This window comes from Streptococcus sp. A25, from assembly GCF_043674095.1.
In the GTDB taxonomy this organism is placed as follows: Bacteria; Bacillota; Bacilli; order Lactobacillales; family Streptococcaceae; genus Streptococcus; species Streptococcus suis_V.
Map to the genome: position 1 here is coordinate 61,855 of NZ_JBIMJO010000008.1, position 22,753 is coordinate 84,607.

Consider the following 22,753-nt stretch of genomic DNA (forward strand, 5'->3'; position numbering starts at 1 on the left):
CAGTCATGAACTATCATTTTGTGGAGGGAAATGCGCCCTGTCTCCTGGTCTTTTTTCACGGAACAGGTGGCGATGAGCAGTCCATGCTCTTTCTGAGGGAAAAATTGGATCCTGAAGCAGCTGTACTATCTTTTCGGGGTAATGTTGGTCAGGGGAAATCCCGTCGCTTTTTTGCTCCGCTGGTTGACGGGCAGCTGGATTTGCTTGATTTTGAGCAACGTTTGACCGATTTTATAGACCAGTGGCCACAAATTGCAGTAGCAGATTACCAGCAAATTATCTTTGTCGGCTTTTCAAATGGGGCTAATTTTATAGCAGGGCTCCTGACCAAGCGGGCTGATTTGGCTGACTGCTATCTTTTGCTCCATCCATCAGCTCTTGATTTTTCAGTGCCTTTGGAAAATAGCCGAGCGGACATTCTTGTGACAGTTGGCTTGCAGGACCAGTTGGTTGCCCCAGTCGCAGTTCAAGAACTCTACCAAAATTGGCAGGAAACTGCCTTTCCCAAACTTCAATTAGCCATTTTTGACAAGGGCCACTTTTTAACGATTGATGAAATTGACCGCATCATCAACTGGTATCAGACAAAATAAAGACCTGAACTCTTGTGTTCAAGTCTTTTTTGCTATTAGACCAATGATTCCAACTTGTCGACCAAGGAACCAACGTAAGCGATTGTTTCTTTAAGTGGTTGGTCTGTTGATACATCAACGCCTGCGTGTTTAGCCAGGTCTTGGGCAGACAGGCTAGCGCCCAGTGACAGGGTTTCCAACCATTTTTCAACGACTTCTTCTGGATTTTCTTCCAATTGCTTAGCCATAGCCGTACCGATGGTCAAGCCAGCTGAGTAGGTGTATGGATAGAGGCCAATGTAGTAGTGAGGCTGGCGCATCCAGATAAGACCAGCATCGTCGCCGATTTCAAAGTCTTCACCCCAGAATTCTTTGATGACATCCAGCTTGATTTGGCAGAGAATGTCGCCGTTGAGGTATTCGTCATTGTCCAGACGAGTGTAAACCTCACGCTGGAAGGCTGCCTCAAGCAGGTGAGTGACCATATTGTGGAAGTAAGTACGACTGATTAACTCGCTAATCAGGTAAGCCTGGAAACCAGGGTCTTGGTTGTTTTTCAAGAGGGTATTACAAGTCAAAACTTCGTTGGCAGTTGATGGTGCCTCGATAAAATAGAGCGATGGGTCATAGCTGAGAATGCTTTGTTTCTTAGCCAATTGGAAATGCCCTGCATGCCCCAGTTCGTGAGCTAATACCAGGACTTCATTCATGAGACCAGTCCAAGAAAGCAGGATATAAGACGGTCCGTCATAGAGAGTCGCACAGAAACCACCAGTTGCCTTGCCCTCATTTTGCGCAAAGTCAATCCAGCGCTCATCGAAGGAACGTTCAATCATCTTGACATAATCGTCGCCAAGGATGCCCAAACAGTCAATCAAGAATTGTTTAGACTCTTCTGGCGTAATGCGTTGGTTAAATTCGGACGGTAGGCTGATTTTCAGGTCGGCGTGGGTAATTTTCTCCAAGCCATGAGCCTTGGCAACCAGCTTGACATAGCGACGCATGTGCGGTGCCAATTCTTTCATGATGACGTCAATCTGACGGTCGAAGAGGTCGCGGGAAACATTTTGGTGGTGGAGAAGGTAGTCAATGGTCGTGTCAAAACCGCGGAGGCGCGCCTCAATCTGCTCATTTTTAATGTGTGATAGATAGGTTGCAGCTGTTGTGTTCTTGTATTTTTTCAAGGTATTGTAGAAACCAGCAGCGGAATTACGACGAATTTCGGTGTCGTGACTGATTTCGTAGTCATTTTCAAACAAAACATAGCTGTTTCCGTAGGTTTGGCCATTTGCTTCAAAGCTGTCAAAGGTCATATCCTCAAACTTGGTAACCCCGTAGTTGTTGTAAGGTTGGCCAAAGGTTGGTGCAAAATTGGCCAAGAGTTCTTCTTGAAGAGGGTTGAGTTGGTGAGGTTTTTGGCGAATGATTGCCTCGAAAAACGCCTTCCATTGTGGCTGTTCAGCAATCAAGTTGTTCAAGACTGCCTCGTCAAGTAAGCCCAGTTCGGTGTCCAGGAAGGACAATTTTGGAATGGCAAAGGCACGCACTAATTCGTATTCATTGGCGAGGCTAGCCAATTCTGTATTCATCTTGTCGACTTCAAGTGGCAAGAAGGAATAGTGGTCCAGCTTGCTGAGGAGGATAGACAGGTCTTCGTATTCTTTCAGTGCAGCGACAATACTTGCTTTTTCGGTCAATTGACCTTTATAGGTTTTCTCAAATTTCTCAACTTGTTCCTTGTAGCTAGCAAGGGCATCCTTGTAGGCCTGGTTGTCTGGGAAAATCAGGTTGGTATCCCAGGTGAGTTGCACGTCAATTTCATGGCGTTTTGGCATTGCTTGTGACATAGAATTCTCCTTTATTTTCAGAATTTTAAGTATATTATATCATAGAATGAAAATTATAACTTGACAAAACCATGAAAAACCTAGATAATAGGAGTATGAAAGGGTTTACTGAAAACCAGAAAGGAGCTTAATATGCAAGTCATTAAACGTAGTGGAGAGATTGTTGAATTTGACCCAGAAAAGATTTATCAAGCCATTTTAAAGGCTGCGCAGACAGTTTATGTGATTGATGATACCTGGCGGAAAAACCTTGCCCAGGTGACTAAGAAGGTCGTACTTGACTTGGAAGAGGCTCATACAGAACGCCCAACCATCAGCATGGTACAATCCCAGGTGGAGCACCGTTTGCTGGATGCCGGCTATATCTCAATCGCAGAGCATTATATTTCTTATCGCCTGCAGCGTGATTTGGAACGCAATGGCTACGCGGATAAGATTGTCGTTCATTTGCGATTTGAGCAAGTACGTTAAAAGTAGTTATAGTTTATAGCTATAGGTTCATGTAACTAAAAACTATTGGTAATTTATGACATAATATGCTAGAATAAATGAAATCCATCCTTTTTGATAATCTGGATTTTATAACTAGTCATTCCCTAAGTTCGTGCCTTAGGGATTTTTTATTTCCTCTTATCTTTTTTGAAAATCCAGACTAAAATTTTATTTTTAAATCGGTTTTAGCTGGACGAATTCTCTGAAATGTTTTATTATAATAACAGATAGAAAACGGAGAGGAGGTAAGGTAGAGAGGTTGGGAAGCTGACTCTATCCTATATCAAAATCGGAGGTTATCAAATGAATAGAGAATTTAAGGCTATGGTTGTTGAGCAAGTAGGCGACGAGATTGTATTTGCTCCAAAAACCATTACAGTGGATGATTTGCATGAAGGTCAAGTCCTTATCAAAGTTGCCTACAGTTCGGTCAACTACAAGGACATGCTGGCTGTGCAGAAAAATTCCGGTGTCATCCGGAATTATCCCATGATTCCAGGTATAGACTTGGCTGGTACTGTCGTTTCTTCGGAGACAGATGAATTTACTCTTGGTCAGGAAGTGCTGGTGACCGGCTATGAAATGGGCATGTCCCATACAGGCGGATTCTCTGAATATGCCCGCGTTCCCAAAGATTGGGTTGTGCCATTGCCAGAAGGGTTGACAATGAAAGATGCCATGATCCTTGGAACGGCGGGACTCACAGCTGGTTTGTCTGTCTTGGCGCTTGAGAAGGCTGGAATGACAGTGGACAAGCAACCACAGATTCTCGTGACAGGCGCTAGTGGTGGCGTAGGCTCGGTTGGGCTTGCCATTCTCAAATCTCAGGGCTATGAGCACATTAGCGCTCTGACCCGAAAGGACAATCAGGATGAGCTGGTTTGCCGGCTGGGTGCTAGCAAGATTATCAAGCCAGATCAAGTCTTTATCAAGGAGAATCCACTCCTGCTCAAAGGGATTTACAATTATGTGCTGGATACAGTAGGTGGTGATGTGGTCGCTCATCTGATTCCACAGATTGACTATGACGGTGCTGTTTCGCTTTGTGGAAATGCCGGAGGTGTCAAGATGATGACCAATGTTCTGCCATTTATTCTCCGTGGTGTACAGGCTTTGGGAATTGATTCTGTCCAAATTAGCCATGAAAAACGGACAGCAGTCTGGGAAAAATTCGCCAAGGAATGGAAGATTGTAGACCAGCTGGCCTATGATGAAATCAGCTTGGAAGAACTGCCTGAGACCATGACTCTTTTGAAAGAAGGGCGGCATTTGGGTAGAACCATTGTCAAAATTGGATAAACTGGACTGCTGAGATTTGATGAACAATAAAATCTATCAGTGGCGGAAGTCTGTTGCACACCAAAGCGCCTACAAACGATAAGATAATTTTGAATAGTATGAAACGGCTAGGGATTACTTTAGTCGTTTCTTTGGTATAATGAAAAGTATGAATCTGATTGTGACAACGAGTTTGGGGATGGATAGTCAGCTAGTTTCTCTTGCAGAGTCCATTGCCAAAGAATTACCTGCTATTTATCTGCCGCGTAATAAGCAAGCCTTGAGCCGTTTTTTTACGGATATGGACCGGGTTTTGGTAGTTTACAAAGACCGGCTGGTTTTGGAACAAGTGGGTGGGCAATCCCTCTTTTTTCACCCAGATACTGCTATGCTTCGTATCAAAGCTGGACGTGACCCTCTCCTAGAATTGATTGGAGACAAGCCAAAGACTATTTTAGATTGTACCATGGGTCTGGCTTCAGACAGTATTGTCATGGCAAGCCGAGGACACCAGGTGAGGGCATTGGAGAGTTCGCAGTTGACGTATTTTTTAGTGAGCCGTGGTCTGCAAACCTTTGACAGTGGCAAGGAAAATATCAACCAGGCCATGCGGTCCATTGAGGCCATCTGGACAGACAGTTTGCCCTATTTGAAAAATCAGGCAGATAAGTCGGTTGATGTGATTTATTTTGACCCTATGTTTTCGAAGGAGATTAAGGAATCGCAGAATTTGTCCGGATTAGCAGGGCTAGCAAATGCTGCCCCCTTGTCAGGGGATTTGTTGGCTCAGGCCAAGCGGGTGGCTAAGGAAAAGATTATCTTGAAAGCTCATTTTCGTGATGCGGTCTTTGAGCGATTTGGTTTCATGCGCCATGTTCGCCCTAGTCAAAAATTTCATTATGGAGAAATTCGTTTGAAGGAGTGAGAACAGAATGAAAATATTAGTAACTGGTTTTGATCCATTTGGAGGTGAGTCTATCAATCCAGCACTGGAGGTCATTAAATCATTACCAAAGCAGATTGCAGGCGCAGAGATTTTTCTTGAGGAGATTCCAACTGTTTTTTATCAAGCTGCAAGTGTTCTTGAAGAAGCCATGGTTAAGTATGCACCAGATATTGTGCTATGTATTGGACAGGCTGGTGGAAGGACGGAATTAACACCTGAGCGTGTTGCCATTAACCAAGACGATGCTCGCATTCCAGATAATTTAGGACAACAACCAATTGACACTATGATTCGTGAAGATGGGCAACCTGCTTATTTTTCAACCTTACCCATCAAAGCAATGGTTGAAGCCATTCGTGCAGCAGGTCTTCCAGCCTCTGTTTCTAATACCGCAGGGACCTTTGTCTGCAACCATCTCATGTACCAAGCTCTTTACTTAGCTGATAAACAATTTCCAGAGACTAAGGCTGGTTTTCTTCATATTCCGTTTCTGCCGGAACAGGTTCTTGACAAACCAGGCTTTGCCTCTATGTCTCTAGCCGATATTGTTAGAGGAGTTGAAGTAGCCATTGGAGCAATAGTTGCATTTAAAGACAAAGAGGATGTGAAGAACGTTGGAGGTGCAACACATTGATGGGGGATTGTATGGAAGCTAGTAAACGTGTCGAGGAGATGGAAAAAATATTTAATATGCATCTGGAGATGAACAAGTCCCTTGCTGATAGTGTTACCCAGCTCAATCAGGCACAATCAAGTTATTTACGGTTGCTAGATTATTATCAGAGCCAGACCTATATGGAAGATCTTGATTTATCCAATAATGGTTATTTTGATGGTATTCCTTGCGGTGTATTGAGTGAAGATGGAGTCTATAATTTGCTTTTTGACCGCTCGAATTTAGCAAGTCAACTGAGAGAACTAGCAGATCTGCTTGAGCAATAAAATTTTTAAAAAGTGTCAAGTTTTTTTCTTGACACCAGATGAAAGTGTGTTATAATAGAACATGTGCTAAATAGCTCTGCTATTTCACCAACCAAAAAACATATAAGAAAAGAGAAGATAAAAAATGGCAGTAAAAATCCGTTTGACTCGTATGGGTTCTAAAAAGAAACCTTTCTACCGTATTAACGTTGCAGACTCACGCGCTCCACGCGATGGTCGTTTCATCGAAACAGTTGGTACTTACAACCCACTTTTGGCTGAAAACTCAGTAACTCTTAAAGAAGAGCGTGTACTTGAGTGGTTGGCAAAAGGTGCACAACCATCTGACACAGTTCGTGCCCTTCTTTCTAACGCTGGCGTTATGAAGAAATTCCACGAATCAAAATTCTCTAAATAAGAACAGTAAGCGAGACTACTTATGGACATGATTGAAAATCTCATTATTGCGATTGTGAAACCCTTGATTTCACAGCCTGACAGCTTGACGATTAAAATCGTTGATACACCTGAATTTTTGGAATATCATTTGGATTTGGATCAATCGGATATTGGCCGTGTTATCGGTAGAAAAGGACGCACGATTTCTGCAATTCGTACGATTGTCTATTCTGTCCCAACAAGTGGTAAAAAAGTTCGTTTAGTGATTGACGAGAAAGAATAAGAGGGTCACCATTTGGTGGCTTTTTACTTACTTCAAGATAAAAAACTAGAAAGGGAATTATGAAACTTATTTGGAACTATCTGAAACACTATCCAAAATGGTTGATATTAGATCTGTTTGCCGGAATTTTGTTCGTAGCGGTCAACCTTGGTTTGCCAACCTTCTTGGCTCGGATGATTGACCAGGGGCTCACGCAAAATAATCCTGACCAAGTCTATTTTTGGGCTTGGATGATGTTGATAATCGTTGTGTTGGGCATTGTCGGTCGTGTCCTTTTGGCCTATGCTGCTGGACAGTTGACGACCAATATTGTCAAGGATATCCGCAATGATTTGTATGAAAAAATCCAAGATTATTCCCATCATGAATACGAGCAGATTGGTGTTTCTTCTCTTGTAACACGGATTACCAATGATGCCTTTGTCCTCATGCAGTTTGCGGAGCAGGTTCTGCGACTGGGTGTTATCACGCCTATGATGATGATTGCCTCGGTCATCATGACCCTGGTGACCAGTCCTGGACTAGCTTGGACAGTTGCAGTGGCTATGCCTTTCTTGGTCTGGGTCGTCTATTATGTGGCCATCAAGACCCGTCCTTTGTCTGAAATGCAGCAGCAAAAGTTGGACACGATTAACCAGTACGTCCGTGAAAATCTCATGGGGTTGCGGGTCATCCGGGCTTTTGCGCGCGAAGAATTTCAAGAAGAACGATTTGAGCAGGTCAATGAGGATTACACCGGCATTTCTAAGAAACTCTTCATCTTGACAGGTTTGACGGAGCCACTTTTTGTACAAATCATTATTGCCATGATTGTGGCCATTGTCTGGTTTGCCCTTGCTCCGCTCAGAGAAGGTAGCTTGCAAATCGGTGACCTAGTTGCCTTTATTGAGTATGGTTTTCATGCCCTTTTCTCCTTCTTGCTCTTTGCCAATCTCTTTACCATGTATCCCCGGACGGCAGTTTCAGCCAAGCGGATTCAGGAAGTTCTGGATATGCCGATTTCAATTTCTAAAAATGAAGACGGGATTACAGAGACAGAAACCCGCGGTTACCTGGAATTTGACAATGTGACCTTTGCCTATCCAGGTGAGACCGAGTCGCCTGTTCTCCACAATATCTCCTTTAAGGCAGAACCTGGTCAGACCATTGCCTTTATTGGCTCAACGGGTTCTGGTAAGTCTACTCTGGTCCAGCTCATTCCGCGATTTTTCGATGTGACCCTGGGCCGGATCTTGGTAGATGGTGTGGATGTCAGACGCTACAATTTGAAAGCCCTCCGCAGCAAGATTGGCTTTATTCCGCAGAAAGCTCTGCTATTTACCGGAACAATCGCCGAAAACCTCAAGTATGGAAAGCTGGATGCCAGCATGACGGAGCTGGATGCGGCGGCTGATGTGGCTCAGGCCAAGGATTTTATCGAAAGCAAGGAAGACCGGTTTGAGACCCATTTGGCAGAAGGCGGTAGCAATCTGTCTGGCGGGCAAAAACAGCGACTGTCTATCGCGCGTGCCATTGTCAAGGAACCAGAAATCTATATCTTTGATGATTCCTTCTCTGCCTTGGACTATCGGACAGATGCGATTTTACGCAAGCGCCTCAAGGAAGTGACGGAAAATGCGACTGTCCTTATCGTTGCCCAGCGTGTGGGAACCATTATGGATGCGGATCAGATTATTGTCCTCAACGAAGGGGAAATTGTCGGTCGTGGTAAGCACGATGAGTTAATGGAAAGCAATGAATTCTACCGTGAAATTGCCAATTCTCAACTCAATCGTCAGTCCTTGACAGAAGAAGAATAGGAGGGTGATATGAAGAATACAAATGTTTTTAAGCGTGTTTGGACCTATTTGCGGACCTACAAAAGCTCTATCATTATTGCCATCCTTATGAAGATTCTCAGTGCCATTATGAATACCTTAGAGCCCCTGGTGCTGGGTATGGTTATCACCGAGCTGACAGCAAACTTATTGGATATGGCCAAGGGTGTTGAAGGAGCCGGTATCAACGTGCCTTATGTCGCAACCCTCCTAGCAATTTACGCCTTCCGTGCCCTCATGTACGAAGTTGGAGCTTATTTTTCTAACTATTTCATGACCAAGGGTGTTCAACATGCTGTCCGTGATATGCGCCAGGACTTGAGCCAAAAAATCAATCGAATCCCGGTTTCCTATTTTGACAAGGAGCAGTATGGTGACCTCCTGGGCCGCTTTACCAATGACGTTGAGACGGTTTCCAATGCCCTACAGCAGAGTTTCCTGCAAATTGTCAATGCGGCCTTGATTTTGACCTTTGCGATTGGCATGACCTTCTACCTCAATGTTTCCCTGGCCTTGGTCGTTCTGCTCTTGGTACCCCTGACTTACTTTAGTTCCAGCTATATCATCAAGCGCTCCCAGCCTTATTTCAAGGAACAGGCTGCTATCCTGGGTCGCCTCAACGGCTTTATTCAGGAAAATCTGACCGGTTTCCATGTTTTGAAACTCTACGGACGGGAAGAGCAGTCTAAACTTGAATTTCGCCAAATTACAACGGACCTGCAGGAGGTTGGTTTCAAGGCTAGCTTTACCTCTGGCATGATGATGCCGGTGGTTCAGGGCTTGTCAAACCTGACCTATGTTATCATTGCCCTCTTGGCTGGTCTCCAGGTTTTGGCAGGGCGTCTGACAGTTGGTAATTTGCAGGCCTTCGTCCAATATGTCTTCCAAATTTCTCAGCCGGTGCAAACCCTTACCCAGCTAGCTCCCCAGTTGCAGTCTGCTAAATCTTCCCTGGAGCGCATTTTTTCAGTCCTAGATGAGGTGGATGAGGTCAACGCCAATGAGCAAGCCTTGACAGACAATCTGACCGGCCAAGTCAGCTTTGAAAATGTTGAATTTGGCTATTCTGAGGACAAGCCTCTCATTCGCAATTTCAATCTGGAAGTCAAGCCAGGTGAAATGGTGGCCATCGTTGGACCAACGGGTGCCGGAAAAACTACACTCATTAACCTGCTGATGCGATTTTACGATGTAACATCTGGAGCCATTAAGGTCGACGGTCACGATATTCGTCAATTATCACGCCAGTCCTACCGTAGTCAATTTGGTATGGTTCTGCAGGATGCCTGGCTTTATGAAGGAACTATCAAGGAAAACCTTCGTTTTGGTCGCCTGGATGCCACTGATGAGGAAATTGTTGAGGCAGCCAAGATTGCCAATGTGGACCACTTTATCCGTACCCTACCTGGTGGTTACAATATGGAGATGAACCAGGAATCCAGCAATATTTCGCAGGGGCAAAAACAGCTTTTGACCATTGCGCGTGCCTTGCTAGCTGATCCCTCCATTCTCATTCTTGATGAGGCGACCTCATCCGTTGATACCCGCTTGGAATTGCTGATTCAGAAGGCTATGAAACGGCTCATGCAGGGCAGAACCAGCTTTGTCATCGCCCATCGTCTGTCAACCATTCAAGAGGCGGATAAGATTCTGGTCCTCAAAGACGGCCAAATCATTGAACAGGGCAATCATGAAAGCCTGCTAGCCCAGGAAGGATTCTACTATAATCTCTATCAAAGCCAGTTTAGCAGCAGTCAGTAAGGTTTTCACAGTGATATTTTCCGAAATTGGCTAGATTTGTTATGCTAATACTTGAAATAACAGGGAGTATGAGTACATGAAAAAATCTCAACTGGTTTTAACAATCCTATCGCTCATCATCCTAGCTGTCTATCTAGGCTTTCGAAAGACAAGCATCGACCTTCCGGAGGCGGACAGAATTGTTATCTAAAACGCAGACTTTCAGCAAATTGCTGTTCTAGAAGGAAAGGACGCTGCGCGTCTTCATTCAGATGTGACATATATTCGCCCCTATTTCTTTGATAATCCTAGCAAGCAGGACGCCCCCGCAGGTAGATAAGTTCTACTTTTTAGAATTTTTGCCCAGCGGAAAGAACGCCTACCTCACAAATCCAAAGGAGCAACCTATCTGGAATTGCCCTATGAAAAAACGGTCAAAACCAAGAAAGATATCAAGGAGATTCTCCCAAGATAAGTCGGCGCTAGCCGGCTTTTTCAATCCCTTGAGAAATCTCTGCTCTCATGTTAAAATAGATGAATAGAAAAACAAACGGAGAACACATGAATTATTTTAACGTAGGAAAAATTGTCAATACCCAAGGCTTGCAAGGAGAAATGCGTGTCCTGTCTGTGACGGACTTCGCTGAGGAACGTTTTAAAAAAGGCGCAGTCTTGGCGCTTTTTGATGACAAGGATCAGTTTGTCATGGAAGTGGAAATTGCCTCCCACCGCAAGGCCAAGAACTTCGATATTATCAAGTTCAAAGGGCTCTATCATATCAACGACATTGAGAAATACAAGGGCTTTAGCCTCAAGATTGCGGAGGAAAATCTGACAGACTTGGAGGAAGGTGAGTTTTACTACCATGAAATCATCGGGCTGGATGTCTATGAAAATGACCAGTTCATCGGACAAATCAAGGAAATCCTGCAACCGGGTGCCAATGATGTTTGGGTGGTCAAACGAAAAGGCAAGAAAGATTTGCTTTTGCCCTATATTCCGCCAGTTGTTCTTAATATTGACATTGAAAACAAGCGCGTCGATGTAGAATTGCTCGAGGGGCTGGATGATGAAGATTGATATTTTGACTCTCTTTCCAGAAATGTTTGCGCCCTTGGAACATTCTATTGTCGGCAAGGCGCGGGACAAGGGGTTGCTTGAAATCAATTATCATAATTTCCGTGAAAAGGCAGAGAAGTCACGCCATGTGGATGATGAGCCCTACGGTGGTGGTCAAGGTATGCTCTTGCGGGCTCAACCGATTTTTGACACTATGGATGCCATTCACCAAACCAATCCGCGCGTGATTTTGCTGGACCCAGCCGGTCGGACTTTTAATCAAGCTTACGCTGAGGAATTGGCTCAGGAGGAGCAGTTGATTTTCATCTGTGGTCACTATGAAGGCTACGATGAGCGGATTAAGACCTTGGTGACAGACGAGATTTCTCTTGGTGATTATGTATTGACTGGTGGCGAGCTGGCTGCCATGACCATGATTGATGCGACGGTGCGCTTGATTCCAGAGGTGATTGGCAAGGAAGCTAGCCACACGGATGACAGTTTTTCATCTGGTTTGTTGGAATACCCCCAGTACACGCGCCCTTATGAATACCGTGGCATGGTCGTCCCAGATGTGCTTATGAGTGGTCACCATGAAAATATCCGGAAATGGCGCTTGGAGCAAAGCCTACGCAAGACTTATGAGCGTCGTCCTGACTTGTTAGAGAAATATGACATGACGGCAGAAGAGGAAGATATTTTCCAGAAAATCAAAGCAGAAGTATCACCAGAAGATTAGGGACAATCCTTGTTCCTTTTCTTTTTTATTAGATTGACAAAATTTTCTGAATTTTTCTTGAAATTCATCATCAAAAGTAGTAGAATAGTAAAAAATAAGGAGCTGTATCCAGTAATTTTGCTGGAACTTTGACCGTGTCTCAAGAAAACGAAGGCTGAGTGGCAGAAAACCAACCTTCGTTAGAGGCGTTGAGCTGTAAATCCAGCTTCTAACAAGGAGTGAACACTATGACTGTAAATCTTGATTGGGAAAATCTAGGCTTTTCCTATATGAAATTACCCTACCGTTTTATTGCGCATTTTAAAGATGGCCAATGGAGCGAGGGAGAGTTGACAGATGATGCAAATTTGCACATTTCAGAAAGTTCTCCAGCCCTCCATTACGGCCAACAAGCTTTTGAAGGGCTAAAAGCTTATCGCACCAAGGAGGGAAAACTCCAGCTCTTTCGTCCAGACCAAAACGCTGAGCGCCTGCAACGAACAGCAGACCGCTTGCTCATGGAGCCTGTTCCGACGGAGCTCTTCATCAAGGCTTGCAAAGAAGTGGTCAAAGCCAACGCAGACTACGTTCCTCCCTATGGAACTGGTGGCACCCTCTATCTTCGCCCGCTCCTCATTGGTGTCGGTGACATCATTGGCGTAAAACCTGCTGAGGAGTACATTTTCACCGTTTTTGCCATGCCAGTTGGTAACTATTTCAAAGGCGGTTTGGCTCCGACCAACTTCCTCATCCAAGATAAGTATGACCGTGCAGCACCTAACGGAACTGGAGCAGCCAAGGTCGGTGGAAACTACGCAGCATCGCTCTTGCCGGGCCAATATGCTAAAAAGCAGGGCTTCTCAGATGTGATTTATCTGGACCCAGCTACCCACACCAAGATTGAAGAAGTCGGCTCAGCAAACTTTTTTGGGATTACAGCTGACAACGAGTTTGTTACGCCAATTTCACCGTCAATTTTGCCCTCTATTACCAAGTATTCTCTTTTGTACTTGGCAGAGCATCGTCTGGGTATGAAGGCTGTGGAGCGTGAAGTCCTTGTCGAAGAATTAGACCAGTTTGTCGAAGCAGGAGCCTGCGGAACAGCAGCCGTTATCTCTCCAATCGGCGGAGTGCAGCATGGCGATAAATTCCATGTCTTCTACAGTGAGACTGAGGTAGGACCTGTTACTCGTAAGCTCTATGAAGAATTAACAGGAATCCAATTCGGTGACGTTGAAGCACCTGCAGGCTGGATTGTTGAAGTGGAATAAAAATAATACTCTATTTTTGCATGTTTATGTGCAGAGGTAGGGTATTTTATTTTTTAGGCACCAAAATGCTTTTTTTTTTTTTTTAAAGCAAGATACTCTTTGCATTTTGAATATTTATGGTATCTCAATTTGTAAAATTAAGCAAGACAGAAAAAGCCATCTATATTAGGCTCAGATAAACTACCACATTTGTCTGAAAGGAACTAACATAAATGACCTATACCCATGAACCACAAATGAACTCGTAATGATAGAAGCTTATTACCAAGAAGGTACAAAAGTTACAGATATTATGAAGGCTCTTGGAAGATCAAAGCAGACCGTCTATCATGTTATCAACTTTCTCAAAGACGGACATTCTGCCTATGACTATTACGAACACTATAAAGCCAATAAGAAGCGCTGCGGTCGGAGGAAAATAAGTCTGTCGCAAGCAGAAAAAGACTTTATTCAAACTCATTTAGATCAAAGCTGGAGCCTTGATGTCATTAAAGGAACTTATCCAGATAGGATTTCTTGTTCTATGAGAACTCTCTATCGGCTAGCAGACCGTGGTGTTTTCAAGAAGGAAGACCTCCCTTGGAAAGAAAAACGAAAACTAAATGATCATAGCGAAAAAAGAGGAAAACAAGCCTTTCGCAGAGATTTACGGGAAAGAGCTGAACTCTATCCTGATTTTCATACAGAGTTCGGACACCTAGAAGGAGATACAATGGTTGGCGAGAAACACAAAAGTGCGGTCATTACCTTAGTAGAACGACTTTCAAAAGCAATCATTACACTGAAAACTAAGGGACGAAAAGCAAGTGATATTGAGGTTGCCATCAATTAATGGCTATCTCAATTCCCCAGGCATCTCTTTAAGTCGATTACTTTTGATTGTGGGAAAGAGTTTTCCAATTGGAAGTCTATTTCGAATGCACATGACATCGATATTTTCTTTGCCGATCCAGGTTGTCCTGGACAACGAGGTCTCAATGAACACTCAAATGGCTTACTAAGACGAAGCGGATTGCCTAAACAGATGGACTTTACCGATATTTCTCAGCAGTTTTTATCAGCTATAGCTGATGAGAGGAATAAGATTCCTAGAAAGTCTTTGAATTATCAAACATCCTACAAAGTTTTTCTGGGTTTCTTGAAAAAGTCTAGCATAATTTGACAATTTAGAAAAAAACGAAAAAGTGGAAAATAGTATGACATACCAAACGCAAACAACTTGGAAAGAAATCATGAAGAAGATACCAGCAGATTACCAGTTTACAGATACCTATCAGCCAGCGGAAGAATGGTGGGACTATAAGGGGCATCGCCTGCATTTGGACACGTTTAGAAATCCAGAAGCCCCTGCTAAGATTATTGCCTTTCACGGCGTAGGTACCAATGGGAGACAGATTTCAATGATTTTGGGTGGCCCACAAGCTAAGAACGGTTACGAAACCATTATGATTGATATGCCGACTTACGGTGTCACAGAGGTGCGCAATCGCAACAAAATTACCTATGATGACTGAGTGGAAATTGGGGCTGCTTTAATTGATAAGGAACTGGCGCGTGACAATCGTCCAATATTCCTTTACGGTCTGAGTGCAGGTGGTATGGAAACTTATCATGTTGCTGTTCGCAATCCAGAGGTCAGAGGTATAATCGGCATGACCTTTTTAGAACAGAAATCTCAGCTGGTTAGAGACAAGGCAACCAGTCATATCTTGACCGGACGCATTGGGGTACCTGCCATAACTCTAGGTAAGGCTATAGGATTAGGCAGTACGCAGTTACCGATGACCTTGGTTTCTAAAATGTCTGCTCTTGTCAACGACAAAGAATTACTGGCAATCTTTTTGCAAGACAAAACCTCAGCGGGCAACTTAGCCTCTATCAACTTCCTACAATCCTACATGAATTATGTGCCCAAGATCAGTCCGCAGGATTTTGATATTGCGCCTATTTTGCTCACTCAGCCTGATGCAGACAAGTGGACACCTTATGAATTAAGTCGTCCTGTTTTGGATCACATTTCTAAAGCTCCTGTTGAAGTCGTTCATTTGCCAAACGGCAGTCACTATCCAGTGGAAAATGAGGCACTTCGCGTCATGAATGACAGTATTGACCGATTTATTAAAGCTCATTTGTAAGCATCTCACCCTCTCAATAACTTTGGGAGGTTTTTGATTAACGTGGCAAATATGCGACCAAAAATGAGGTGATTGGTTTCTGAATGAGCAGTGGCGGAGTTGTTGGTTGCATCTTTGGACTAGATTTATCAGGAAAAAACTTGCAAAAAAACTCTTTCATAGTAGAATATCCCTAGAAAGTGAGGTGGCTTCCTATGCTAATTTCAGACCTAATATCAAACGCTCTAATCTTATCGCTGTCTCTACTGGGTTTTGGTTACTGGATTTTACGCCATATTCTCTGGAAGAAGTGCGAGGACATCACCCGATCGATATCAAAACAATCTCTTGTGTTCAAACGATAGTATTTGATTACGATAGGAAAAATATCGATTGCTGTAGTGACGAGTTTTAGTAGCTTAGGCATTTTTTCATGGACTTTGCCAAGTCAGCTGGGCTGGCTAAGGTTTCCCTATTTAGGATTTTTGCTGGTTGTACTTCTAGCAAATTTGCGTCTAAATGACACCAAAAGGCCTCAAAACAAGTCGATGAGAGGAGCAGCCCAAAGGCTAGCTTCTCTTTTTATAGATGAAATATCTCAGGGCCATGCTTTTCTTGACTTTCTATCCTATTTTGAATACAATGTATTATAAAGGAGGTCGGGTGATGACTACTATGACGTTACGGATTAACGATGAGGATTCTAAACTGATTAAGAACTATATCCAGTTGCATGGGCTAACGATTTCAGAGTTTGCACGTCAGGCTATGTTGGAGAGGATAGAGGATGAATATGATTTGGCTGTTCTTCGTCAGGCTATGGCAGAGGATGACGGAGTTCGCATTTCGCATGAGGAGTTAATGGCGGAGTTTGGGCTATGACCTATAAGTTAACCTATACTTCAAGGGCCGTAAAACAACTGAAGAAATTAGATGCTTTTACTCGAAAATCAATCTTGACTTGGATTGATAATAACATTGCACATACCGACAACCCACGTCTGCATGGCAAGGGATTGACAGCTAATCGGTCAGGAGAATGGAGTTATCGTGTAGGAAATTATCGGATTTTAGCAAATATTTACGATAATGAAATTGTCATTGAAGTGTTCGCCATCGGTCACCGCAGAGATAGTTATTAGCATCCGAGTCAAAGGATATTTTTCTTGACTTCAAACCAATCAAGCCAAAACAAATTTAGGAGCAAGCATGACAGTATTTAGAGATGATTTACAAGATTTAGAACCCTATAAATTACCGGGACAGGCAGTTCACAATCTGGGCGACAATGAAAACCGCCTGATTGATTGGACTTTTTTGTTGGAGGAAAGTTTGGAGCAATTGAAAGCGGGCGAATTGACTTTTTACGGTGACAATCGCTACGCAGAATTGATTGAAATCTATGCCAATTATCTCGGTGTCCAGCCCCAACAAGTGACAGCAGGAGTCGGGTCGGATTTTCTGGTACACATGATTGTTATCGGCGCCCTCAAGCACGATGAGGTCTTTTTGACCATCAATCCAGACTTTTTCATGTACGAGGTCTACAATCAGATACATGGCAGTCGGTTTGTCTCTTACGACCTGCCACAAGACAAGCAAACCTTTGTCCTCAAGGCGGATGATTTGCTGGCCTATGCCAAATCAGTCAAGGCCAAGATGATCATGTTTTCCAATCCTAACAATCCCTCTTCAGTCGCTTTTGATTCAGTCCAAGTCGAGAAAATTATCGCCCAATTCGATGGTCTGGTCGTTATTGATGAGGCCTATATCGAGTTTGCGGACAGCAGTAGTTTTGTAGAGAAAATCAACCAGTATGACAATCTGATTGTCCTGCGCACCCTGTCCAAGGCCTTCGGACTAGCTGGCATCCGGCTCGGATTTGCGGTAGCTCAGGAGCAACTGATTGTTGAGCTGGACAAGATTATTCCGCCCTATAGTTTGTCCAATGTCACGGCGAAAATCGGCACACTAGCCTTAGCTCATAGGGATTTGGTTATTGAAAAAATAGCAGAGCTGAAATCTATACGCACTGCGTTTATCGAATTCTTGCAGGCTATTCCTGATTGCCGTGTTTTACCTAGCCAAGCGAATTTTGTGACCTTTTCTGCGCCTTGGAGCAAGGATTTGTACGAATTTGCCCTTACCAAAGACTGGAATTTCAAATATTATTCCCAAGGCGTCCTTGCCAATCACATTCGTATGGCTATTGGACGACCAGAAGAAATGGATACAATGAAGAAAATGATAAAAGAAGTGGCAGGAATTTAAATTTCCTGCTGTTTTTAGATATTTTTTGAAAGAATTTGATAGAAAATGATTGACAATGAGATATTTTTGTGTATAATAGAATTTGTAAACGATTTCAGGAGGTGGTGACATGCTCAAATCGGAACGCAAACAAGTGATTCTTGAGAAGATAAAGGAAGAACAGTTTGTCCGTCTGGAAGAATTGGTAGACATTTTGAATACTTCAGAATCAACGGTGCGTAGGGATTTGGATGATTTAGAAGCAGCAGGAAAACTTCGTCGTGTTCACGGTGGTGCAGAGGCGCCAGCCAATCTGCAACTGGAAGAAAGCATACATGAAAAATCTGTCAAAAACGTTCACGAAAAACGACAGGTTGCTGAAAAAGCAGCAGAGCAGATTGTTTCAGGGGATGTGATTTTCCTGGATGCAGGCACCACGACAGGGCTTTTGATTGATTTGCTGGACCAAGAAAACCTGACAGTCGTGACAAACTCCATTCATCACGCCGTTCGACTGGTTGAAAAGCAGATTAAAACCATTATCATTGGTGGAAATGTCAAAAGTTCGACCGATGCATCAATTGGTGCGGTGGCTTTAGAACAACTGCGACAGCTTAATTTTGACAAGGCCTTTTTGGGAATGAACGGGATTGACAAGGATTTCTTGACAACGCCTGACATCGAAGAGGCGACCATAAAACGGACAGTCTTGGACAATGCCAAGGAAAGTTTTGTCCTGGCTGATGCCTCCAAAATTGGTCAATTTTCCTTTGTCAAGGTTGCTGCAGTCGAAAAAGCCTCCATTATCTGTCAATCCAGCGACAGCCATGTGTTTGATATTATCAAAGAAAAAACGAGGGTAATAGAAGTATGATATATACGGTTACGCTCAACCCAGCCATTGACTATATCGTTCGTCTTGACCATGTCGAGACAGGTAGTGTCAATCGTATGGAGAGCGATGATAAGTATACTGGTGGTAAGGGAATTAACGTCAGTCGCATCTTGAAGCGATTGGGACATTCCAACACCGCTACTGGTTTTCTCGGTGGTTTTACTGGCCAATTCATCAAGGATGGCTTGATAGCCGAGGGTATTGATACGGATTTTGTTCAAGTTGACCAAGATACCCGCATAAATGTGAAAATCAAGGCCGACCAAGAAACAGAAATCAATGGATTGGGTCCGATTGTAACCGATACACAATTGGCAGAATTAGAAATGGTTTTGGCTGGATTGACAAAAGATGATATAGTTGTCTTTGCTGGTTCAGCACCTGCGAGTCTTGGAAATGAAGTCTACAGTAGACTGATTCCTGTGGCGAAAAAAGCAGGAGCACAAGTGGTCTGTGACTTTGAAGGGCAAACGCTTCTGGATTCACTGGCTCACCAACCACTCTTGGTCAAGCCGAACAATCATGAATTGGAAGCTATTTTCAATGTTGAATTGAGTGGCATTACAGACATCGAGACCTATGCTAAGAAAATCTTAGACATGGGAGCTCAGAATGTTATCATTTCTATGGCTGGTGATGGTGCTTTGTTGGTCACTCCAGCAGCTACTTACTTTGCTAAACCAATCAAGGGTACGGTGAAAAATTCTGTCGGAGCTGGAGATTCCATGGTGGCAGGGTTTACTGGCGAATACGTTCGCTCACAGGACCCGATTGAAGCTCTCAAATGGGGAGTTGCTTGCGGTACGGCAACAGCCTTTTCAGACGATTTGGCAAGTATCGAATTTATTAAGGAAACTTATGAAAAAGTTGAGGTAGAAACACTATGAAAATTCAAGACGTTTTGAAAAAAGATGTCATGTTGCTTGATTTGCAAGCGACAAGCAAGGAAGCTGTGATCGATGAAATGATTGCTAGCTTGGTAGAAAAAGGATACGTAACTGATTTTGATGTTTTCAAAACAGGTATCATGAACCGTGAAGCACAGACAACAACAGGTCTTGGTGATGGAATTGCTATGCCACATGCTAAGAATGCAGCTGTAAAAGAAGCGACTGTTCTCTTTGCAAAATCAAACAAGGGTGTTGACTATGCAAGTCTTGACGGTCAGCCAACTGACTTGTTCTTCATGATTGCGGCTCCAGAAGGTGCTAACGATACACACTTGGCTGCCCTTGCGGAATTGTCTAAATACTTGATGAAAGCTGGATTTGCTGATAGACTTCGTGCGGCAACAAATCCTGAAGAAGTGATTGCAGTTTTCGATACAGCTGAAGCGGCTGAAGAAGTGGTTGTAGCTCCAAGTGGCGACCGTCCATTTATCGTTGCTGTTACAGCATGTACAACTGGTATTGCTCACACTTACATGGCAGAAGAAGCTCTTAAGAAGCAGGCTGCTGAGATGGGTGTTGATATCAAGGTTGAAACAAATGGTGCATCAGGTGTTGGTAACAAACTAACTGCTGAAGACATCAAGAATGCAGCGGGTGTTATCATTGCAGCAGATAAGGCTGTTGACATGCCTCGTTTCAATGGCAAACCATTGGTATCTCGTCCAGTCGCAGCTGGTATCAAACAACCAGAAGAATTGATTAACACCATCTTGAACGGTAAAGCAGCAGCCTACACAGCGTCAGAAGGAGCAGCTACTGTGGAATCTTCAGAAAAACTTAGCCTTGGTAAAGCATTCTATAAACACTTGATGAGCGGTGTTTCTCAAATGTTGCCATTCGTTATTGGTGGCGGTATCTTGATTGCCCTTGCTTTCTTGTTTGATAACTTGCTCGGTGTACCAAGCGACAGTCTTGGTAGCCTGGGGTCATACAACGAAATCGCAGCTATGTTCATGAAGATTGGTGGAGCAGCTTTTGGCTTCATGTTGCCACTTCTTGCAGGTTACATTGCTTACTCAATCGCTGAAAAACCAGGTTTGGTTGCTGGTTTCGTAGCTGGTGCAATCGCTAGCAGCGGTCTTGCTTTCGGTAAAATCCCTTACGCAGCTGGTGGTGAAGAAACCCTTGCTCTCGCAGGTGTATCATCTGGTTTCTTGGGTGCCCTTGTTGGTGGTTTCCTTGCTGGTGGTGTAGTTCTTGTTCTTCGCAACGCTTTGCGTAATATGCCAAAATCACTCCAAGGTTTGAATGCAATCTTGCTCTTGCCACTTTTGGGAACAGCTATCACTGGTTTCTTGATGTTCTTCGTCAACATCCCAATGGCTGCAATTAACACTGGCATGAATAATTTCCTTGCTGGTCTTGAAGGTAGCTCTGCTATTCTCCTTGGCCTTGTCCTCGGTGGTATGATGGCAGTCGATATGGGTGGTCCAGTCAACAAGGCAGCTTATGTCTTCGGTACGGGTACCCTTGCAGCAACTGTTGCAGATGGTGGATCTGTTGCGATGGCGGCAGTTATGGCAGGTGGTATGGTACCACCGTTGGCAGTATTCGTTGCTACCTTGCTTTACAAAAATAAATTTACTCAAGAAGAGCGCAATTCAGGTTTGACTAACATCGTTATGGGGCTTTCATTCATCACTGAAGGTGCGATTCCATTTGGTGCTGCTGACCCAGCTCGTGCAATCCCAAGCTTTATCGCAGGTTCTGCCCTTGCAGGTGCCTTGGTAGGTTTGTCAGGCATTCAATTGATGGCGCCACACGGTGGTATCTTCGTTATCGCTTTGACCTCTAACCCATTACTTTACATCCTTTACGTATTGATTGGTGCAGTGGTGTCAGGTGTCCTCTACGGAGCTCTTCGCCAACCAAAATAATCAACTAAAACCTTGTCTCCTGGCAAGGTTTTTTAGCTATTTCACAAGGTTTATGGTATAATGTGAGTATTATTGTTTAAGGGGAGTCTTGAAAATGAAAATCATTCGCGATAAAGAATTTGTCAACCAGTATCACTTTGATGCTCGCAACAAAGAATGGGAAAAAGAGCATGGTGAGCCAAAAACTGGCTTGAAAGTTGATTTTCAATTGGTCAATAGGGACGAAGAAGCACAGCGGACAACTATGGTTGTTATCTTGCGCTTTATGATTGTCTTGAATCATCATGTGATTTCTGGTGCCTTTAGCCAAGGTGTCCATGTAGACGGTCGCATTATCAATGAACCAACCGAATTTACTGAAGATGAGAAAAAAGAGTTGGTATCTCCTCTCTTGGACATGCTAAAACGCATGACCTACGATGTTACTGAAATAGCCTACGATGCCCCAGGTATCAATTTGGAGTTCTAAATGAAATTAGCAATTATTACAGATTCGTCGGCCGTCTTGCAGCCGACGACGCTTGTAAACAAAGATGTATTTGTTTTGCCTATTCCGGTCACCATTGATGAGGAATCCTTTGTCGAAGGACAAAATCTGACTGCCGAAGAATTTTATCAAAAGATGGCAGCCTCCGAGGATTTGCCAAAAACCAGCCAACCCAGTCTCTTAGAGTTGGAAGAAATTTTGACAGCCCTGCAAGCCAACGGCTACACGCATGCAGTCGGTCTCTTTCTCTCATCAGGGATTTCTGGATTTTACCAAAATATCCAATATCTGGCAGATGAATTTGAGGGGCTGACAATCGCCTTTCCAGATAGCAAAATCACGTCAGCTCCACTGGGTATGATGGTGGAAAATGTATTGAAATGGGCAGCAGCTGGTCAGTCTTTTGAGGAAATCTGTGCCAAACTGGATCAACAAATTGCCCAAACGTCTGCCTTTATCATGGTGGACGACCTGGATCATTTGGTCAAGGGTGGTCGCTTGTCCAATGCAGCAGCCATTCTCGGCAACCTTCTCAGTATCAAGCCGATTTTGTATTTTACGGATGAAGGGAAAATCGAAGTATACGAGAAAGTTCGGACGGAGAAAAAGGCTGTCAAACGTCTCTTGGAAATTCTTCAAGAAAAAACATCCGACGGCAATTACCAGCTGGCCATTATTCATGCGAACTGCCCAGAAAAGGCAGATAGATTCAAAGAACAGTTGGAGCAGGTTGGTGTGACTAGTCAGTTGCCAATCGTGTCATTTGGTTCCGTTATCGGGACGCATTTGGGTGAAGGGGCCATTGCTTTCGGGATTTCGCCCATTATCGAATAGGAG

Annotated in this window: 24 protein-coding genes and 1 pseudogene; 24 read left to right on the plus strand and 1 reads right to left on the minus strand. The window is 43.8% G+C overall.

What is annotated here, in order from left to right:
* Positions 1-5: 5 nt before the first annotated feature.
* Positions 6-593: an alpha/beta hydrolase gene (locus ACHBID_RS04865; RefSeq protein ID WP_105160958.1), complete on the plus strand. Its 588-nt coding sequence runs from the start codon at positions 6-8 to the stop codon at positions 591-593.
* A gap of 35 nt (positions 594-628) precedes the next feature.
* Here ACHBID_RS04865 and pepF read toward each other — a convergent pair whose 3' ends face one another.
* Positions 629-2,419, minus strand: a complete 1,791-nt coding sequence (pepF, locus tag ACHBID_RS04870; RefSeq protein ID WP_394731927.1) for an oligoendopeptidase F — start codon at positions 2,417-2,419, stop codon at positions 629-631.
* A 132-nt stretch (positions 2,420-2,551) separates the two neighbouring features.
* Between pepF and ACHBID_RS04875 the strand changes: the two genes are divergently transcribed.
* The 23 genes and pseudogenes from ACHBID_RS04875 to ACHBID_RS04985 all read left to right on the plus strand — a co-directional run bounded on the left by ACHBID_RS04875 (position 2,552) and on the right by ACHBID_RS04985 (position 22,750).
* Positions 2,552-2,890, plus strand: a complete 339-nt coding sequence (locus ACHBID_RS04875) for an ATP cone domain-containing protein (protein ID WP_105111991.1) — start codon at positions 2,552-2,554, stop codon at positions 2,888-2,890.
* 324 nt (positions 2,891-3,214) lie between these two features.
* Complete coding sequence (locus ACHBID_RS04880; protein ID WP_394731926.1) at positions 3,215-4,210, plus strand: YhdH/YhfP family quinone oxidoreductase; 996 nt, start codon at positions 3,215-3,217, stop codon at positions 4,208-4,210.
* Between the two features lie 148 nt (positions 4,211-4,358).
* On the plus strand, positions 4,359-5,114 hold the full coding sequence (locus tag ACHBID_RS04885) for a class I SAM-dependent methyltransferase (RefSeq protein WP_394731925.1): 756 nt from the start codon (positions 4,359-4,361) through the stop codon (positions 5,112-5,114).
* 7 nt (positions 5,115-5,121) lie between these two features.
* Positions 5,122-5,769, plus strand: a complete 648-nt coding sequence (pcp, locus tag ACHBID_RS04890) for a pyroglutamyl-peptidase I (protein WP_105111988.1) — start codon at positions 5,122-5,124, stop codon at positions 5,767-5,769.
* A gap of 11 nt (positions 5,770-5,780) precedes the next feature.
* Positions 5,781-6,077 (plus strand): DUF4298 domain-containing protein, encoded by a 297-nt coding sequence (locus ACHBID_RS04895; RefSeq protein ID WP_105112015.1) that lies wholly within the window; start codon positions 5,781-5,783, stop codon positions 6,075-6,077.
* 124 nt (positions 6,078-6,201) lie between these two features.
* A complete protein-coding gene (gene rpsP, locus ACHBID_RS04900) occupies positions 6,202-6,474 on the plus strand; it encodes a 30S ribosomal protein S16 (protein ID WP_105111987.1) in 273 nt (90 codons plus the stop codon).
* 21 nt (positions 6,475-6,495) lie between these two features.
* Complete coding sequence (locus ACHBID_RS04905) at positions 6,496-6,738, plus strand: KH domain-containing protein (RefSeq protein ID WP_105111986.1); 243 nt, start codon at positions 6,496-6,498, stop codon at positions 6,736-6,738.
* Between the two features lie 59 nt (positions 6,739-6,797).
* Positions 6,798-8,537 (plus strand): ABC transporter ATP-binding protein, encoded by a 1,740-nt coding sequence (locus ACHBID_RS04910; protein WP_170239461.1) that lies wholly within the window; start codon positions 6,798-6,800, stop codon positions 8,535-8,537.
* A gap of 9 nt (positions 8,538-8,546) precedes the next feature.
* A complete protein-coding gene (locus tag ACHBID_RS04915; protein ID WP_105160954.1) occupies positions 8,547-10,316 on the plus strand; it encodes an ABC transporter ATP-binding protein in 1,770 nt (589 codons plus the stop codon).
* A 540-nt stretch (positions 10,317-10,856) separates the two neighbouring features.
* The gene (rimM, locus tag ACHBID_RS04920) at positions 10,857-11,375 is read left to right on the plus strand and encodes a ribosome maturation factor RimM (protein ID WP_394731924.1); all 519 of its coding nucleotides are present in this window, start codon (positions 10,857-10,859) and stop codon (positions 11,373-11,375) included.
* Positions 11,365-12,093, plus strand: a complete 729-nt coding sequence (gene trmD / locus ACHBID_RS04925) for a tRNA (guanosine(37)-N1)-methyltransferase TrmD (protein ID WP_394731939.1) — start codon at positions 11,365-11,367, stop codon at positions 12,091-12,093. Before rimM ends, trmD begins: the two co-directional genes overlap by 11 nt.
* 227 nt (positions 12,094-12,320) lie before the next feature.
* Positions 12,321-13,343, plus strand: coding sequence for a branched-chain amino acid aminotransferase (locus tag ACHBID_RS04930; RefSeq protein ID WP_394731923.1), 1,023 nt, complete (start codon positions 12,321-12,323; stop codon positions 13,341-13,343).
* Between the two features lie 212 nt (positions 13,344-13,555).
* Positions 13,556-14,505: pseudogene (locus ACHBID_RS04935) on the plus strand (IS30 family transposase).
* A 34-nt stretch (positions 14,506-14,539) separates the two neighbouring features.
* Positions 14,540-14,857, plus strand: a complete 318-nt coding sequence (locus ACHBID_RS04940) for a hypothetical protein (RefSeq protein ID WP_238143450.1) — start codon at positions 14,540-14,542, stop codon at positions 14,855-14,857.
* Entirely contained in the window at positions 14,858-15,478 is a 621-nt protein-coding gene (locus ACHBID_RS04945) for a serine aminopeptidase domain-containing protein (protein WP_238140777.1), read from the plus strand.
* A gap of 645 nt (positions 15,479-16,123) precedes the next feature.
* A complete protein-coding gene (relB, locus tag ACHBID_RS04950; RefSeq protein ID WP_105111980.1) occupies positions 16,124-16,339 on the plus strand; it encodes a type II toxin-antitoxin system RelB family antitoxin in 216 nt (71 codons plus the stop codon).
* The gene (locus ACHBID_RS04955; protein WP_394731922.1) at positions 16,336-16,599 is read left to right on the plus strand and encodes a type II toxin-antitoxin system RelE/ParE family toxin; all 264 of its coding nucleotides are present in this window, start codon (positions 16,336-16,338) and stop codon (positions 16,597-16,599) included. Before relB ends, ACHBID_RS04955 begins: the two co-directional genes overlap by 4 nt.
* Positions 16,600-16,666: 67 nt before the next feature.
* Complete coding sequence (locus ACHBID_RS04960; protein ID WP_394731921.1) at positions 16,667-17,728, plus strand: aminotransferase class I/II-fold pyridoxal phosphate-dependent enzyme; 1,062 nt, start codon at positions 16,667-16,669, stop codon at positions 17,726-17,728.
* 109 nt (positions 17,729-17,837) lie between these two features.
* Positions 17,838-18,581: a DeoR/GlpR family DNA-binding transcription regulator gene (locus ACHBID_RS04965; RefSeq protein ID WP_394731920.1), complete on the plus strand. Its 744-nt coding sequence runs from the start codon at positions 17,838-17,840 to the stop codon at positions 18,579-18,581.
* Positions 18,578-19,489, plus strand: coding sequence for a 1-phosphofructokinase (gene pfkB / locus ACHBID_RS04970; RefSeq protein WP_394731919.1), 912 nt, complete (start codon positions 18,578-18,580; stop codon positions 19,487-19,489). Before ACHBID_RS04965 ends, pfkB begins: the two co-directional genes overlap by 4 nt.
* Positions 19,486-21,429 (plus strand): fructose-specific PTS transporter subunit EIIC, encoded by a 1,944-nt coding sequence (locus ACHBID_RS04975; RefSeq protein ID WP_394731918.1) that lies wholly within the window; start codon positions 19,486-19,488, stop codon positions 21,427-21,429. The genes pfkB and ACHBID_RS04975 overlap by 4 nt, the downstream gene beginning before the upstream one ends.
* Before the next feature lie 94 nt (positions 21,430-21,523).
* The gene (locus tag ACHBID_RS04980; protein WP_105111974.1) at positions 21,524-21,898 is read left to right on the plus strand and encodes a DUF1149 family protein; all 375 of its coding nucleotides are present in this window, start codon (positions 21,524-21,526) and stop codon (positions 21,896-21,898) included.
* On the plus strand, positions 21,899-22,750 hold the full coding sequence (locus ACHBID_RS04985; protein ID WP_172067475.1) for a DegV family protein: 852 nt from the start codon (positions 21,899-21,901) through the stop codon (positions 22,748-22,750).
* Positions 22,751-22,753 lie beyond the last annotated feature (3 nt).